Source organism: Lacrimispora algidixylanolytica (assembly GCF_003609635.1).
Taxonomy (GTDB): domain Bacteria; phylum Bacillota; class Clostridia; order Lachnospirales; family Lachnospiraceae; genus Lacrimispora; species Lacrimispora algidixylanolytica.
This window is the reverse complement of the sequence record NZ_MCIA01000031.1, coordinates 182,558-198,646: the sequence shown is the minus strand read 5'-3', so window position 1 is coordinate 198,646 and position 16,089 is coordinate 182,558. Positions and strand designations below refer to the sequence as shown.

15 protein-coding genes are annotated in these 16,089 nt (G+C 38.5%); 11 read left to right on the top strand and 4 right to left on the bottom strand.

Translation table 11 applies throughout. The annotated features are described in order from the left end of the window. The first annotated feature begins 31 nt into the window (after window positions 1-31). Entirely contained in the window at window positions 32-667 is a 636-nt protein-coding gene (locus tag BET01_RS16015; RefSeq protein WP_120197812.1) for a GyrI-like domain-containing protein, read from the top strand. A 109-nt stretch (window positions 668-776) separates the two neighbouring features. Continuing rightward, a complete protein-coding gene (locus BET01_RS16010) occupies window positions 777-1,223 on the top strand; it encodes a YaiI/YqxD family protein (RefSeq protein ID WP_120197811.1) in 447 nt (148 codons plus the stop codon). Between the two features lie 126 nt (window positions 1,224-1,349). Here the strand turns inward: BET01_RS16010 and pdxR are convergent, their stop codons facing one another. Further along, window positions 1,350-2,759 carry a MocR-like pyridoxine biosynthesis transcription factor PdxR gene (pdxR, locus tag BET01_RS16005; protein ID WP_120197810.1) on the bottom strand — a complete coding sequence of 470 codons (1,410 nt, stop codon included), beginning with the start codon at window positions 2,757-2,759 and terminating at the stop codon, window positions 1,350-1,352. 197 nt (window positions 2,760-2,956) lie between these two features. Between pdxR and BET01_RS16000 the strand changes: the two genes are divergently transcribed. Further along, the gene (locus BET01_RS16000; RefSeq protein WP_120197809.1) at window positions 2,957-3,325 is read left to right on the top strand and encodes a pyridoxamine 5'-phosphate oxidase family protein; all 369 of its coding nucleotides are present in this window, start codon (window positions 2,957-2,959) and stop codon (window positions 3,323-3,325) included. Between the two features lie 466 nt (window positions 3,326-3,791). After that, window positions 3,792-4,568 (top strand): SDR family NAD(P)-dependent oxidoreductase, encoded by a 777-nt coding sequence (locus tag BET01_RS15990; protein WP_120197808.1) that lies wholly within the window; start codon window positions 3,792-3,794, stop codon window positions 4,566-4,568. Window positions 4,569-4,723: 155 nt separating this feature from the next. Here the strand turns inward: BET01_RS15990 and BET01_RS15985 are convergent, their stop codons facing one another. Then, the gene (locus BET01_RS15985) at window positions 4,724-6,499 is read right to left on the bottom strand and encodes an oleate hydratase (protein WP_120197807.1); all 1,776 of its coding nucleotides are present in this window, start codon (window positions 6,497-6,499) and stop codon (window positions 4,724-4,726) included. A 127-nt stretch (window positions 6,500-6,626) separates the two neighbouring features. Further along, complete coding sequence (locus BET01_RS15980; protein ID WP_120197806.1) at window positions 6,627-7,211, bottom strand: TetR/AcrR family transcriptional regulator; 585 nt, start codon at window positions 7,209-7,211, stop codon at window positions 6,627-6,629. A 438-nt stretch (window positions 7,212-7,649) separates the two neighbouring features. Here BET01_RS15980 and BET01_RS15975 point away from each other — a divergent pair, with 438 nt between their 5' ends. The 5 genes from BET01_RS15975 to BET01_RS15955 all read left to right on the top strand — a co-directional run bounded on the left by BET01_RS15975 (window position 7,650) and on the right by BET01_RS15955 (window position 14,664). After that, a complete protein-coding gene (locus tag BET01_RS15975; protein ID WP_120197805.1) occupies window positions 7,650-9,500 on the top strand; it encodes a glycoside hydrolase family 3 protein in 1,851 nt (616 codons plus the stop codon). Window positions 9,501-9,727: 227 nt separating this feature from the next. Then, complete coding sequence (locus BET01_RS15970) at window positions 9,728-10,156, top strand: MarR family winged helix-turn-helix transcriptional regulator (protein ID WP_158585085.1); 429 nt, start codon at window positions 9,728-9,730, stop codon at window positions 10,154-10,156. An 86-nt stretch (window positions 10,157-10,242) separates the two neighbouring features. Continuing rightward, window positions 10,243-12,003 carry an ABC transporter ATP-binding protein gene (locus tag BET01_RS15965; RefSeq protein ID WP_120197803.1) on the top strand — a complete coding sequence of 587 codons (1,761 nt, stop codon included), beginning with the start codon at window positions 10,243-10,245 and terminating at the stop codon, window positions 12,001-12,003. Continuing rightward, on the top strand, window positions 12,000-13,850 hold the full coding sequence (locus BET01_RS15960) for an ABC transporter ATP-binding protein (RefSeq protein ID WP_207667640.1): 1,851 nt from the start codon (window positions 12,000-12,002) through the stop codon (window positions 13,848-13,850). The genes BET01_RS15965 and BET01_RS15960 overlap by 4 nt, the downstream gene beginning before the upstream one ends. A 355-nt stretch (window positions 13,851-14,205) precedes the next feature. Continuing rightward, complete coding sequence (locus BET01_RS15955; RefSeq protein ID WP_120197802.1) at window positions 14,206-14,664, top strand: VOC family protein; 459 nt, start codon at window positions 14,206-14,208, stop codon at window positions 14,662-14,664. Between the two features lie 46 nt (window positions 14,665-14,710). Here BET01_RS15955 and BET01_RS15950 read toward each other — a convergent pair whose 3' ends face one another. Beyond that, window positions 14,711-15,043: a winged helix-turn-helix transcriptional regulator gene (locus tag BET01_RS15950; protein ID WP_120197801.1), complete on the bottom strand. Its 333-nt coding sequence runs from the start codon at window positions 15,041-15,043 to the stop codon at window positions 14,711-14,713. Window positions 15,044-15,227: 184 nt separating this feature from the next. On the opposite strand from BET01_RS15950, the gene BET01_RS15945 reads away from it, so the two are divergent. After that, complete coding sequence (locus tag BET01_RS15945; protein ID WP_120197800.1) at window positions 15,228-15,560, top strand: cupin domain-containing protein; 333 nt, start codon at window positions 15,228-15,230, stop codon at window positions 15,558-15,560. A 38-nt stretch (window positions 15,561-15,598) separates the two neighbouring features. Next, entirely contained in the window at window positions 15,599-15,979 is a 381-nt protein-coding gene (locus BET01_RS15940; RefSeq protein WP_120197799.1) for a VOC family protein, read from the top strand. Window positions 15,980-16,089 lie beyond the last annotated feature (110 nt).

The following is a 16,089-nucleotide window of genomic DNA, read 5'->3' as shown; positions in this document are numbered from 1 at the left end:
TATGCTTTCCTTAAAGATTGGAGGCAATCATATGGAAAAAATAGATTACAAGAAAAAGTTCAAAGAACTATATCAGCCAAAGGGGCAGCCTGTTGTTATTGATGTACCGGAAATGCTATTTATACAGATAGACGGACGTGGAAATCCAAACGATGAAAATGGAGCATATAAAAGTGCGGTGGAAACGCTTTATGCGTTATCCTATGCCATTAAGATGATGCCTAAGAGCGGTAGCATACCAGCGAATTATTTTGAGTATGTGGTGCCTCCACTTGAGGGACTTTGGTGGTTCTCTGATGGTGATGAATACGATTGCAACAGCAAATCTAAGTTTAACTGGACCTCAATGATTCGTCAACCGGAGTTTGTGACTGACTCAGTATTTATTGCAGCTTGTGATACAGTTTTGAGAAAAAAACCTCATCTTGATGTGTCAAAGGCAAAACTTAATTCTTTTACCGAGGGTCTTTGTGTACAATGTATGCATTATGGTAGTTTTGATGATGAGTCTATTACCCTGTCAAACATGAAATCATTTATGACTAACAACAGTTTGACGAGTGATATTAACGACCTTCGGCGGCACCATGAAATTTATCTTTCGGATCCAAGGAAAACAGAAAAAGCAAAGATGAAAACAGTTTTACGGCTTCCAGTTAAACATTGAGTTCAGTGAGTTATAAATAGTATAAGGTCTATAAAACAAGTGTCGGTAGAAAGAATTTTAATGATTTAAAATGGTCTTTTATACTGAAATGATGATGAGGAAAAAATAAATGAAGATTTACGTGGATGCGGACGCCTGCCCAGTAGTCCGAATTGTGGAAAAGATAGCGAAAGAAAATAAGATAGATGTATGCCTACTCTGTGATACCAATCATGTATTGCAATCTGATTATAGCCAGATAAAGATAATCGGTGCAGGAGCAGATGCCGTGGATTTTGCATTGATAAACCTATGCCAATCTGGTGATATTGTGGTGACACAGGATTATGGCGTGGCTGCAATGGCACTGGGGAAGGCGGCATATGCAATCCATCAGTCTGGAAGATGGTATACGAACGATAACATAGACCAGCTTCTTATGGAACGGCATATGGCAAAAGCAGCAAGGAGAGCAAAATCTAAAAATCATTTTTCTGGTCCTAAGAAAAGAACCATGGAAGATGACAAGCATTTTGAAGAATCATTTCGGAAATTAATGATTCATGCAGGTGAGTAATAATACATTAATCCAGTAGCATACAGAGACGATTTCCTGGATTGCTTTTGCAGCTAGCCAAGAAGTCGTCTATACTTAATAACCCCTATTATCTCAATAATGCATCGTATGATTAAGTGATACATATTATATTTTCCAAGCCAGTGACAATGCCTTTATGCCTTGAATAATATCATGTTCAGATATATTTCCAAATCCCAATAAAACCATGTTATCGGAATAGTTAGTGGGATCTGACCAAAAAATTGATACAGGCATAACCAGTACCCCATGTTCCTTAGCTCTTTCTATCATCTCTTTTTCTGTTAATCCCTGTAATGATTCCAATAAAATATGCAGGCCCGCATTTTTGCCATGTATTTTCACCATACCTTCCATAGTTTCAGAAATGGTCCGTATCAGTACATCGTGCTTTTTCTTATAAACAACACAGGTTTTCCTCAAATGATTCGCCCAATAACCGGAACGCATCAGTTCCTGGATAATTCTTTGATCCAGTATAGAAACAGGAGTCTGTTGCATATTTAATTCATTATGATACAGATTAAGAAGCTTTTTTGGCAACACCATGTAGCTCATACGCAGGCTGGGAGATAGTGCCTTTGAGAATGTACCAATGTAAACCACATGTTCATTACCAACTACGCTGCTAATGGATGGAATTGGTCTGGAATGATAACGGAGTTCACTGTCGTAGTCATCTTCAATAATGAAACCGTTTTTACGTTTGGCCCATTCAAGCAGAAGCAGCCTTTTTTGTATTGATGTGACAGCACCTGTGGGAAATTGATGGGAGGGCGTTACGTAGACAATATCCGCAGAGGAGCGTTCCAGTTCTTCCATATTGAGCCCGTCCTTCTCAACGGGTACTGGCAATAGAGTAAAGCCATTATCTATAAATATGTTCTTAGCACCGATATAACCTGGTTCTTCTATGGCGATATGAGTCATTTTATTCCGAAGAAGCTGGCACAGTAAGGTTAAAGCATAATCGAACCCTGAGCATATAATGATTTGCTCTGAACTGCAGAAAACTCCTCTGGATTCTTGCAAATAAACAGATAAATCATGTCTTAAGTCCATCTCCCCCATTTTATCGCAATATGCAGTCATGTCCTCCGCAGTAAGGGACGCCAAGGCTTTGCTTGAAATCTTCTTCCACATGTGGATAGGAAAGTCCTGAGCGCTAAGATTTCCGTACTGGAAATGGTAGGGATATAAATTGGACGGCTCCTTATCTTGCGCAGAGCTTTGTTCCACTTGTGGGCTGTCTTTTTTATTAGTTAAATACATAAAGCCGCTTAGCTTTTCTACCGTGAATCCACTGCCCACCCGGCTGGTGACATAACCTTCTGAAGAAAGCTGTAAATAAGCATATTCAACGGTATTTCGACCGACTGCAAGCGTTTGGGCAAGGTGGCGGGTCGAAGGAAGCCTCGAGCCTTCTGGTAATATTCCTGTTGCTATTTCTTGTTTTAGTTGTTCATATATTTGCGCATAAAGTGGCGTTTGTGAATTGTTATCAAGTATAATCATGTCATTACCTCCAACTGTATCCTGTATTATTTGCAAAATTCGCAAAGATTATAGTACTAATTTGATATTATACTTGTCAAGTTAGCATGTCAATGAGATATAAAACTGTATCCTATAAAATATTTAAAATTGGATATTTTGTTAGAGACAATTATAATTTATAATAACAATGAATAGGAAAGCAAAGGAGAATAATTATGATAAACGAAAAATTTCTAGATGTAATTTCTCATGAAGGCGTTGTTGCACTAGTAACTTGGGGGAGCAATGGAGTTCATGTATCCAATACATGGAATTCATACCTGGTGATCAAAGACAATAGAATTCTTATCCCAGCGGCAGGTATGAACAAGACCCAGGATAATATTGAACAAAATGGCAGAATTAAAGCAACCGTCGGCAGCAGAGACGTTATGGGATACAGAAGTATGGGAACGGGTTTCCTTGTAGAAGGATCTGTTCGTTTCCTTGACAGTGGCGAGGAATTTGATATGATGTTCGAAAAGTTCCCATTTCTTAATAGAGTCCTTGAGATCACACCTGATTTAGTGAAACAAACCCTATAATCTTGAAATAAGAATTCCTAAAAAGATCCAGCTTTGAAATTTTAAAGCTGGATCTTTTCTTGTAGTGTGCCTGTTACTGGGAAGGATATAGTCAATTGCAAGGATACTCCCGTCTCTATTGAAGCCATTTTCTATGCCAGTAGTTACCATCTATCATGTTAATAATCCAACCTTTGCAGCTAACTACTATGAAGCAATTCAGGGGTCTATGCAACCTACGGTAAGTCACTTGGCTTATATACGATAGGTCTTGGTACCTGGCGGATCCGGAGCCGAGATGGCAGTACAATACGGCCGTGATAATGGAAGTATTCTGAAAAAATTGGGAGGAGAACTTGTTATTAGAAGAAATGGTGATATGATAATAGCAGGAGTAACGAGAAGAGGAACGTAGCTTGTTGAAGCAACTATAAAATTAGGAAGTATTACTGTTATCTCTCGTATAATAAAGAAAGGATGTATATAAATGGAAAATTATTTTGATTTAACTGGAAAAGTAGCTGTAGTAACAGGAGCAAGTTCTGGGCTTGGAGCAGATGCGGCTCTTGCCTATGCAAATGCAGGAGCAGATGTTGCATTACTGGCAAGACGTACCGAAAAGCTAAACGAGGTAAAAGCAGAAATTGAGAAATTAGGCAGAAAGGTAGTTGCGGTTAGCTGTGATGTTACAAATGAGGAAAGTGTAAAAACAGCCATGGAAACCGTACTTAATGCCTTCGGACACATTGATATTTTGCTAAATAATGCAGGAGTTGCTGTTCGTGGCGGAGTAGACAGTATGTCAGTAGAGGATTGGGATAAATCCTTTGATACGAATGTGAAGGGGATTTTTTTAGCAAGCAAATATGTACTTCCGCAAATGAAGGAAAGAGGTTATGGTAAAATTATTAATATTGCATCCGTTAATGCAGTAGTTGCAGATAAGTTTGATGTATTTATCAGACATTCCTATAATTCCTCCAAAGCTGCAGTGGTTGGTCTGACAAGAGGTATGGCAGCTTCCTATGCAAGATATGGTATTACAGTAAATGCCATTGGACCGGCACTTTTTGAAAGTGAAATGACGAGTGATACCTTATTTAAGTCAGATGAATTTTTAAACAAATATAATACAATGAACCCAGCAGGACGTCCGGGAAGAAGAGGGGAATTAAATGGTACGGTACTCTATTTCTCCAGCGATTGTTCCAGTTATGTTCAAGGTCAGTTCGTAATCGTGGATGGTGGCGGAGCTCTTGTATAAAATTACATATTTTAATTGATCTTCTTTGAGGGATCCACAAGCCTCGCCACTTCTTCCTTTTGCCATAAAATAAACCTTCAAACTGTGTAATTATATTACATCAGCTTGAAGGTTTATATGAATTTCTGGATGCTCATTTTACCGTTATTATATCACTAAATTAACTGGTATTCTTTAAGCAGTTTTTCTATATCGGTACCCGCAATCTTCTTGAAAGCTTCATTTAGTGCGACTTTTATATTAGGGTCAAGTTCTAAATCTGTAATCTTTTTTCCATCCCCCAATTGTGAAGTTGCATGAAGCAGATCACGAATATCATACGTGCTTCCCCAAACTTCTGGTACACCTCGGTCAATATCCAAAAGAGTATAGACGCTTTCCATGGCGGTACGGACAGAGTATTCAATTGTGAAAATCGTATCACGTTTTGTTTCAGCAAATTGACCAAGGAAAGCAAAGTTTGCGCTGCCTGTCGGAATCACGTCAGGGCGGTCACCTGCTTCACGAGGCATAAAGAATGCAGTAATATAAGGCATCATACAAGGTACAGTGTTAGCGCTGTGCTCTGCCATATCCTCGATTTCATTTTCCGGAACACCCATGTGATACAACCACTCCATACAGATTTCCTTGCCTGTGCATTCACGCATGGGTTTTTTGACATAATTGCCGGGTTTGTCAGTGAATAAGCCGTAGATCCAACCGACTAGCTGATCCTTAGGCTGATCCTTGAAATGAGGCTGACGATTAAATGTCCAACTGAGCAACCAGTTTGAATCTTTAACGGTAACGATGCCACCGGTAACCACCTTGCCGCTAAATGGGTCGCGTTTGCAAATTTTCTGGATGTAAGGAGGAATGCGGTCGTCCAGTGTCGTAACAGTTGCAGACATCCAGTTACTTTGTTCTGCATCATTGCAGAATTTATCCGGGTGACCAAAGGATGGATTCTGAGCCGCTATTTTACGCCACATATCCCATCCGCCCCCCTTCTTGATTTCATAGTTGAAAGATGCCGGAGTGTCTTGGCTGCCGATAGAAGAGTTTTCAACACAGCCGCCGTTGGTGATAAATACCAAATCATTTTCAGTCAGATCAATGTTCTCTTTCATATCGTTCCGGATAACTTCAATGCGTGATGCGATTTTTTTATCTTTTTGAGTATCAAATATTATATTTTCCACCTTGGAGCCGTAATGGAATTGGACATCATGAGCTTCCAAATACTTGACTAACGGTAGAATCATGGATTCATACTGGTTGAGCTTTGTGAAACGGACTGCTGTAAAATCAGGCATACCACCAATATGATGAATGAATCGTTTGATGTACAGTTTCATTTCCAGTGCACTATGCCAATTTTCAAAAGCGAACATGGTACGCCAGTAAAGCCAAAAATTCGAATTTAGAACTTCATCGCTGAACACTTCAGAAACTCGCCGGTTATACAGAGTCTCGTCTGGTGTGAAGAATAGTCTCATAAGTTCCTGCATCCCTTTGTCCGACAGAGCAAACTTGCCGTCAGTGTGTGCATCTTCTCCACGATTAACGGTTGCACGCATGAGAGAACTGTTGGGATCATGCTTATTGAGCCAATAGAACTCATCAAGTACACTGGCATCTTCCGTTTCCAGCGACGGGATGGAATGGAATAGGTCCCATAAGCACTCATAGCGATTATCCATCTCGCGTCCGCCACGGATCACATATCCAACTTCGTCATATTTATACCCATCGCAAGCACCGCCCGCAAGAGAATCCTTCTCTAAAATATGGATTCTTTTTCCAGCCATCTGTCCGTCTCGAATAAGAAAGGCTGCAGCAGCGAGTGAGGCAAGGCCTGAACCGATTAGATAGGCCGATTTGCCGTCAACACCTTTTGGTTTTTCAGGTCGAGCAAATGATTCATAATTACCTTTAGAATAATACATAGTTATTACCTCCATGCTTATTTGATTGTTGTAACACGTATCAGCATACTATTTACTGAAATTATTACAATAATCAATATAACTGTTTTGTTTAGAATCACATCATGCAGGTAATATTGTATAATTTTTAATCATTTTGTGTCATTTGATTAGAATTGTTAAATTGATACTTGGTTAAGGCTCTTGTTACATCTCCATAAATCAGAGCGTTGACCTGGTCAATAATTAATTGCGGGTCCTCCTGCATGCCTTTTTTGATCCAATCTAAAAGTAAGCCAACAAAGGCAAAATTGTAAAAATTTGCGATGAATTTTTTGTCTGATTCTGCAACGGACATGCCGACTGCTTTTTCCTCAACAACTTCGATCAAAAAGTTAAACGTGACTGCATATAAATAATCTTCCATTTTTTCTCTGCTAATTGAATGATAAACATTTGAGAAAAATGTCTTGTTTTCAAGAATCATCTGAAATGTTTGTAAAAAACCTTGCTGCCAGGTCTCATATGTTTTTTTACCGTTAATTGCTCTTGCCGTTTCCTCAGTACAAATCCATTCAATTAAATCATAAATATCTTTGAAATGATAATAAAAGGTCATACGATTGATTCCGCAATCATTTGCAATGTCAGAAATAGTGATTTTGTTAAGTGGTTTTTGTAATAAAAGATTTTTGAGAGAGATTTCCAGAGCTCGCTTCGTTATCTGTGACATTTGTAAGACCTCCTTAGCGTGACTTTGTTTTCATGAGATAAGGATAGGTAAGAATCTGGTCATTAAAACCAGAATTATGCAGCATGATAAATTTCATATGAAAGAAATTTCTTTCATGTTTTACTTTGCCTCACACTTTATAAAATATCAGCAATTCAAATTCCTTTAAAGGTTAATCATACCATATGTTTTGGCTCATTTCCACTATTGGTATATTTTTGCGTTATGGATATAGGTCAAATGCTTTCCTAATTTTTTTAAAAAATTAATCCCTCCGTCCTACTTGATTTTTCTTGATTTCATATTTTTAAAGTATAATTGCATATGAATAAAAACAGGAGTAAAATTATAATATATATGTATATTTATTCCATTTTTGCTATTATTACTGGGGTGTGATATAGCATTTACTAAAAAAATATAAGGGGGAGATGAGTGATGAAACGAAGAAACATAGGAATACTTTTAACATTCGTTCTAATTCTAACGGGCTGCAGTGTGAAACAGGTTGATAACACCAATAAAACCGCAGAAAGTACGACTGCAGCATCCGATCATAAGGGAAGTAATACTTCCGTGGATGACATTCTTGCCAGGCTAACCTTAGATCAAAAAGCGGCTCAGATGGTACAAGGTGCAGTATATAAAGTTTCGGATGATTTAATGAAGAAAAACTGCTATGGAAGCATTCTTTCTACATATGGAGAGGAATCCTTAAATGCGGCGGAATGGAAAACGCTGATCCTTAGATATCAGAAGCATGCCGTAAATTCCGAAGCAAGTATTCCATACATATATGGAAACGATGCTGTTCACGGAGTGAATACCTGTGAGGGCACAGTCATCTTTCCTCATAATATAGGAATCGGCGCTGCTAATAATAAGGAGTTAACGTATCAGATGGGTCTTGCTGTTGCAAATGAGGCAAAACTAACAGGCATGCTGTGGAGCTTTTCCCCATGCTTGTCGGCAGCACAGGATCCGAGATGGGGACGCACCTATGAAAGTTATTCCTCAGAAACTGATATCGTAACGGAGCTTGGGACTTCATTTGCGAAAGGATTAATCGATGGGGGGATTCTACCCAATGCAAAACATTACTTTGGAGACGGCAATGTTTTGTACGGAACAGGGGAAACACTGGATAAGGAAAAAAGGCTGATTGACCGAGGGGATGCTCAGATGTCAGATGCAGAAATCAAGGAATCATTAAAGGTTTACCAGGCTATGATCGATGTTGGCGTTAAAACCATCATGATTAGCCACAGCAGCCTAAATGGAATTAAGATGCACGCCAATGAGAAGTATATATCAATGTTGAAAAATGAAATGGGATTTAAGGGTTTTATCGTAAGTGATTGGGATTCCATTCACAATATCCCAGGTGAAAATTTAAAAGCTAAGACAATTACTGCAATCAACGCTGGCATTGATATGTTAATGGAAGAATCCAAATTTGAGGATTGTCGTAATTATATTGTTGAAGCAGTAAATGAAAATAAGATCCCCATGGATCGTGTGGATGATGCGGTCAGACGAATCTTGACTGTTAAAAAAGAGATGGGGATCTTAGACGATCCTATGATGGAAAAGGTAACTTCAGAAGTGAGCAGTGTTGGTTCACAAAAATACCGGGATTTGGCAAAGACATTGGTGGAGGAAAGTCTTGTATTATTAAAAAATGATAACTCCGTATTGCCAATTAAAAAGGGAACAAAGATCTTTGTAACAGGGCCGGCGGCCAATGATGTAGGGGTACAGTGTGGTGGTTGGACGATCACTTGGCTTGGCAAAACGGATGCAGATAACAACGGTCGTAAATGGATCCCAGAAGGTAAGACCATACTCGACGGACTAAATGAACTTGCAGATGAATATGAACTGACAATTATCACAGACCCGGAGAAAGCAGTGGATGCCAATATGACATTGTTGTGTTTGGGAGAAAAGACATATTCGGAATGGAAAGGTGACAGTGCAAATATCAGTATCACCAAAGAGGTTGGTTTAAATGGCAATGCAAAAGCAATCGATCTTGCCAAAAGTCTGGGCCATCCTACCGTGACTTGTGTCGTTGCAGGAAGAAATGTGATTATCACCGATTATATGAAGCAGTGGGACGGCATCGTGATGTGCTACTTACCTGGAAGTGAAGGGGACGGCGTAGCAAATGTACTAACAGGAAAGAGCAGCTTTAAAGGAACTCTGCCCATGCCATATTACTCTGAGGTTGAAGATATCAGAACGGATAAAGTAATGTTTCCAGTAGGATATGGATTAAAGTATTAGGCATTGCCGGACAAAGAATATGTGGTTGATAGGATAAGGGGGGAGTGAATTCCTCCTTATTCTTTTCTTTTATAAAACCCATGCATAGGAAAGGAAGTCAATTAATATAGGCTGAAAGATAATTTCTGAAATTTATATAGATAATTGTAAAACCAGTATTGACAAAAACACTAACACGGAATATAATAAACACTGTTAGCAAATAAAAAATGCAAGCAGGTGATAAAATGGATTATAGAGATTTAGCACTTGAATTTATAGAAGTGATGAATCAATCGCACAAACGAAATATTTCAAAAAAGCTTGATGATTCCATGCGTGGGGAACATTTTGTACTCAATTACATCTCAGAACACGAAGGGAATGTGACTCCTAGTGATATTAGCAATGAGATGGGGATTACATCGGCGCGAATTGCTGCGGCTCTTAATGGTTTGGAGAAAAAGGGTTTAATTATACGAAGCATTGATCCTCAGGACCGTAGAAGAATTTTGATTGATATGACTGATTCCGGCAAGGAGCAGGTGGGAAATCATTATGAAAAGGTTCTAAGTACAACTACCAATATGCTGAGGCATCTGGGAGAAGAGGATGCGAAGAATTATATTCGCATTATGAAAAAAATGTCTGAGTTTAAGCATGAAGAATTTAAATAAGATGCAGTCAAAATTTTGACTGCATTCATTAAGACAAATACCTAACATGGTTAGTAAATAACTGCATTAGCAAAAGGAGGTAAATTATGATTACATTATTAAAACGTCTAAAGATGAGTGAATGGATTCAGGCATTTGTCAGCTTGGTATTTATCGTAGTACAGGTTTGGCTGGATTTGAAACTTCCTGAGTATATGTCACAAATTACAACCTTGGTACAAAATCCAGGAAGTGAGATGGGCGCTATCTGGTTAGTTGGGGGAAAGATGTTGGTTTGTGCATTGGGAAGCCTTTTATCAGCTGTTGTGGTAGGTTTCTTTTCTGCAAGAATTGCAGCCTCCTTTTCTCAGAGAATTAGAAGTCTTCTTTTTTCTAAAGTGAACGATTTCTCAATGGAGGAAATCAACCGTTTTTCAACGGATAGTCTGATAACTCGATCCACAAATGATATCACCCAGGTACAGTTGTTGATCACAATGGGATTACAGATGCTAATTAAAGCGCCAATCATGGTCGTTTGGGCCATGACAAAGATAATTGGAAAAGGAATGGAGTGGTCGATTGCGACTGGAGTGACATTAGGAATTATGCTTGCAGTAATTGGTCTTGTTATGATCTTTGTAATGCCAAAGTACAAAAAGATGCAGACCTTGACAGATAATCTAAATCGTGTAACGAGAGAGAGTTTGACAGGACTTCGTGTAGTGAGAGCATACAATGCAAATGATTATCAGGAAGATAAATTCGAAGCTGCAAATGGAGAATTAACGGCTACCCAGTTGTACACAAACCGCGGAATGGCGGTTATGATGCCAACAATGACAGTTCTAATGAGTGGGCTGAACCTGGCAATTTATTTTATCGGCGCCTTACTCATCAATGAAGCAGGTGTTATGGAGCGGATGACGCTATTTTCAAATATGGTTGTGTTTTCCTCTTATGCGACCCAAGTGATTATGTCGTTTATCATGCTGGTCATGATTTTTACAATGTTACCTAGAGCTTCTGTGTCAGCAAAAAGAATCAATGAAGTACTTGAGACGGAGCCGGCAATTCTTGATGGACAAAGAACAAAAGGGATAGATGGAATGGAAGGCGAAATCGAATTCAAAAACGTTTCCTTTCAATATCCGGGAGCATCCGATTATGTTTTGGAAGACATTAATTTTACGGCAAAGAAAGGAGAAACAGTTGCATTTATCGGTTCTACTGGTTGTGGAAAGAGCACATTGATTGGCCTAATTCCCAGATTTTATGATGCAACAGAAGGGGAGATCTTTGTAGATGGAATTAATGTAAAGGAATATGATCAGGAGGCCCTGCATAATAAGATCGGATACGTCCCCCAGAAAGCAGTTCTGTTTAGAGGGACTGTAAGTACAAATGTTGGTTATGGAGAGAATGGAAACCTTAAGCCAGTGCATCGTGAAATCAAATCTGCAATTGACATTGCTCAGGGTAGTGAATTTGTAGAGAAAATGGAAGGACAATATGATGCAGATATCTCCCAAGGAGGTAACAATATATCAGGAGGACAAAAGCAGCGTCTTGCCATTGCCCGTGCCGTTTGTCGTAAACCGGAGATGTACATTTTTGATGATAGTTTCTCAGCACTGGATTATAAGACCGACCGGATTTTGCGATCTGCACTTAAAAAAGAGACAGGTGGAGTCACTTGCTTATTGGTTGCGCAGCGAATTAGTTCAATTATGGATGCGGATCAGATTATTGTCTTAGATGAAGGAAGAGTGGTTGGTAAGGGGACTCACAAAGAGTTATTAAATACCTGTGATGTGTATATGGAAATAGCAAAAACACAGTTAGATAAGGAGGAGATGATATCATGAGAGAACAGAGCGTGCATGAAAAATCCCATGGTAATCCCATGGAAAGAGCTCCTATGGGGAGAGCCGTAGAAAAACCAAAGAATGTCGGTAAAACACTCACTCAAATGTTAGCTTATTGTAAGAAGTACTTGCCAGCTATTATCGTCTCACTGATTGCGGCAGCAGGTGGAACGGCAATGCAAGTAATTGGACCGGATAAGTTGAAAAACTTAACCAATGAAATTATGAAGGGCCTACCGGTAATGGAAGGTGGAAAAACCGTACTTGGTAGAATTAATATGGATACTGTATCCAGTATGGTGGGGCTTCTAATTTTGTTCTATGGCGGCTCGTTCATCTTGAACTATTTGCAAAGTTATATTATGGCTACAGTCACCCAGGTGATTTCAAAACGGATGCGAAGTGATATTTCGCAAAAAATAAATCGTTTACCACTTAAATTCTTTGATTCTGCTAGCGTTGGCGATGTCTTAAGCCGCGTAACCAATGATGTGGATGCGATTGGGCAAACATTAACACAAAGCATGGGAACGTTAGTAACATCTGCTATTATGCTAGTTGGTTCCCTGGTGATGATGTTTTATAATAGCTGGATTTTAACATTTACTGCAATCGGTGCATGCGGCTTTGGTATTATATTTAGTATGTTCATTGCAAAAGTTTCACAGAAATATTTTAGGCAGCAGCAGATCGAATTAGGCCTTATCAATGGACATATTGAGGAGGTATATACTGGTCATAATGTTGTAAAGGTTTATAACGGAGGCAAAGAAGCAAAGAGGATCTTTGAAGAAAGTAATCATAATCTTTATAGCAGTGCGTGGAAATCTCAATTTCTTTCCGGCCTAATGATGCTAATTATGAATTTTACAGGAAATCTTGGATATCTGGCAGTATGCGTGGTTGGAGCGGCACTCTCTATAAAAGGTTCTATTAGTTTTGGCGTGATTGTGGCATTTATGATGTATGTCCGTCAATTTACACAACCATTAGCACATATTGCTGAGGTAATGAACAGTCTGCAAAGAGCCGTGGCATCAGGGGAACGTGTTTTTGATTTTCTAAATGAACCAGAACTGGAAAATGAAGAGGAAAAGCCAAATAGTCTTACAAATGTAAAAGGCGATGTTGAATTTAAACATGTGAAATTTGGTTACACACCAAACAAACCGGTGATTCATGATTTCTCAGTCCAGATAAAAGCTGGGCAAAAGGTCGCAATTGTAGGACCCACCGGAGCTGGTAAAACAACAATGGTTAATTTGCTTATGAGATTTTATGAATTAGACAAAGGGGAAATTTGTATTGATGGTATCCCAATTCATAAGGTGCCAAGAGAAAATGTGCATGCTCAATTTGCGATGGTTTTACAGGACACCTGGATATTTGAAGGAACCATAAGGGATAATATCATTTACAGCAAGCAAGGGGTTACTGAGGAAGATGTGGTGAAAGCAAGTAAAACAGTAGGATTGCATCACTTTATTAAAACGTTGCCCAAAGGATATGATACGCTGCTCAATGACAAAGCCAGTCTTTCGGAGGGACAAAAACAATTAATTACCATAGCAAGGGCTATTATACAAGATGCCCCTTTGTTAATCTTAGATGAAGCAACTAGTTCGGTTGATACGCGTACAGAGCTCCTTATCCAAGAAGCGATGGAACAATTGACCGTAGGGAGAACCTCTTTTGTAATTGCTCATAGGCTATCTACCATAAGAAATGCGGATATGATTCTTGTTATGAAAGACGGAGATATCATAGAGAGTGGTAGCCACGAGGAGTTGCTTGCAAAGAGAGGGTTTTACTCAGATCTTTATAACAGCCAGTTTGCGGCAGCTTAAGTTAGTATAGGGAGGTCTCACCTTCATAGGTTTAATAGATAATTACTGGCAAAGAGGACATGGAAGTGGAAACTTTCACGTCCTTTTTGCCAGTATATGTAGTATCAGATGTTTTCCATATATTGTGATTTGCGGAAGTATTCAATCATAATTATGTTGAACATCGTTGCTAGCCAGTTGACAAAGTATATCAATGAAGATATTGTAAATATATCATGATATAGAATCGGAAAACAAAGAAAAATGGAATTGAATCATAACTTTAGAAAATGGTGACGAGACACGAACATAGTTGTCTAGAAAATCTCTGGAGGAAGTGGTGAAATATGGTAATCAGTGATGGGAGAGGAGAAGAATGAAGTTTAAAAATGTGTTAATCGTAGTGAATGATATAGAACTTTCGAAGAAATTCTACAAAGAACTTTTTGGGCTAAGGGTAATCTCAGACTTTGGGGAAAATGTAATTTTAAGTGAAGGATTGGTCCTCCAGGAAAAGAAAATGTGGGAAAAATTGATTCATAAGGAAACCCATATGGGAGGCAATGATGGGGAGCTTTATTTTGAAGAAAGCTATCTTGATGCGTTTCTTGAGAAACTTGAAAACAGTGTTTTTCGAATTCGGTATGTAAATCCCCTATCAGAGCATGATTGGGGACAAAGGGTCATAAGAATCTATGACCCGGATGATCACATCATTGAAATTAGTGAGTCCTTACTATTTGTAGCCAGAAGACTATTAAATGCAGGAATGTCATTAGAGAAAGTTTCCCTAAAAACTGGAATGCCTATGGAACAGCTTGAGGGAATGGTGTAATGAAATTAGAGCATCAAGCTTTCAATGTATCAAAGTGTCAATCATTCTATTGGTTATTAAGATGACTGAGCTTTTGGTGTTCTTTTCCCCATTTATTCATCTCTTCCAAAATTGGGCTTAAGGATTGTCCTATCTCTGTAAGGGAATATTCCACCTTTGGTGGTACTTCTGGATAAACATTTCTGGAAATAATCCCATCGGCTTCCATCTGCCGAAGTTGTTGAGTCAGCATCTTTTGGCTGATTCCGTTGATTCCTTTGCTTAACTCAACGAACCTTTGTGTACCATTATGAAATAGGTTTCTTAGAATAAGAACTTTCCATTTGTGGCCGATCAAGTTAACGGTATGCTCAATAGGGCATGATTTATCGCAAGGCATTTTTATCACTCCTGTCAGTTGTTATATTTACTTACTATTTGGTTAGTATAACACTAAATAGTGCCTTCTTGCAAAAAGTTTGTATCTTTATTATAGTAACCATAGAGCAGTTCAAATTAATCAACTTTTAGATTTGATTGTCTATGCTGCTAACTATATCCCAAATTGACAGGAGGAACAAGTAATGGAAAAATTAAATATAGAAGGTATTATGGATTTTGCAACGGAGAGAAGTGCTCGCAAGGCAATTTTCAAAGAAGGCCATTTTGATACAGGACTTTTGCTTTATACCCCAGGACAAACAACACCAGACCATAAGCATTCTGATATAGATGAAATCTTTTATGTGATATCTGGTGAAGGCACAATTACCATAAACGATAAAGAAGTATTTGTAAAAGAAAAGGATATCATATTCTCACCTAGTGGCGAGACACATGGTTTCATCAACACCAGTTCTGATAACTGGGTTGTGTTGCAGATCAAAATTGACACTCGAAAGAAAGACGAAGCTTAATTATAACATTCAGAATTGATTACAGGAGGTACTAATATATGTTTACACGAATAGACCACGTTGCGTTATCTGTAAAAGATAGACAGAAGTCAATTGACTTTTATGAGAAAAATTTTGGATTTAAAAAATATTTTGAACACGATGTCCCCGGGGTAGCAAACCTTGAAAAGGTTGTTTATCTACAGTTGGGGGATACGGTGTTGGAGTTTGAACATTGGACAAATGATAAGGAGAATAAGGGATATCATTTCTGTCTCATTAGCGATGATTTTGATTCCGATTATCAGAAGCTTAAAGAGGCAGGTGTTCCAGTTGTCAGTGAGCCACACATACCTAGTCCGAGAAAACCTGAGGAAACTGGCTGGAAGCGAGTTGTTTTTAAAGGTCCGGATGGTGAATTAATTGAATTTAGAGGATAATAAAATACTAAAAATATGGTATTATATCATATAGGAAATATGAAAAAATCGTGTAATAAGGTCAAGCTACCAGTATCTGGTACTGTCGTTAGTATTATTGATAAAGGGAT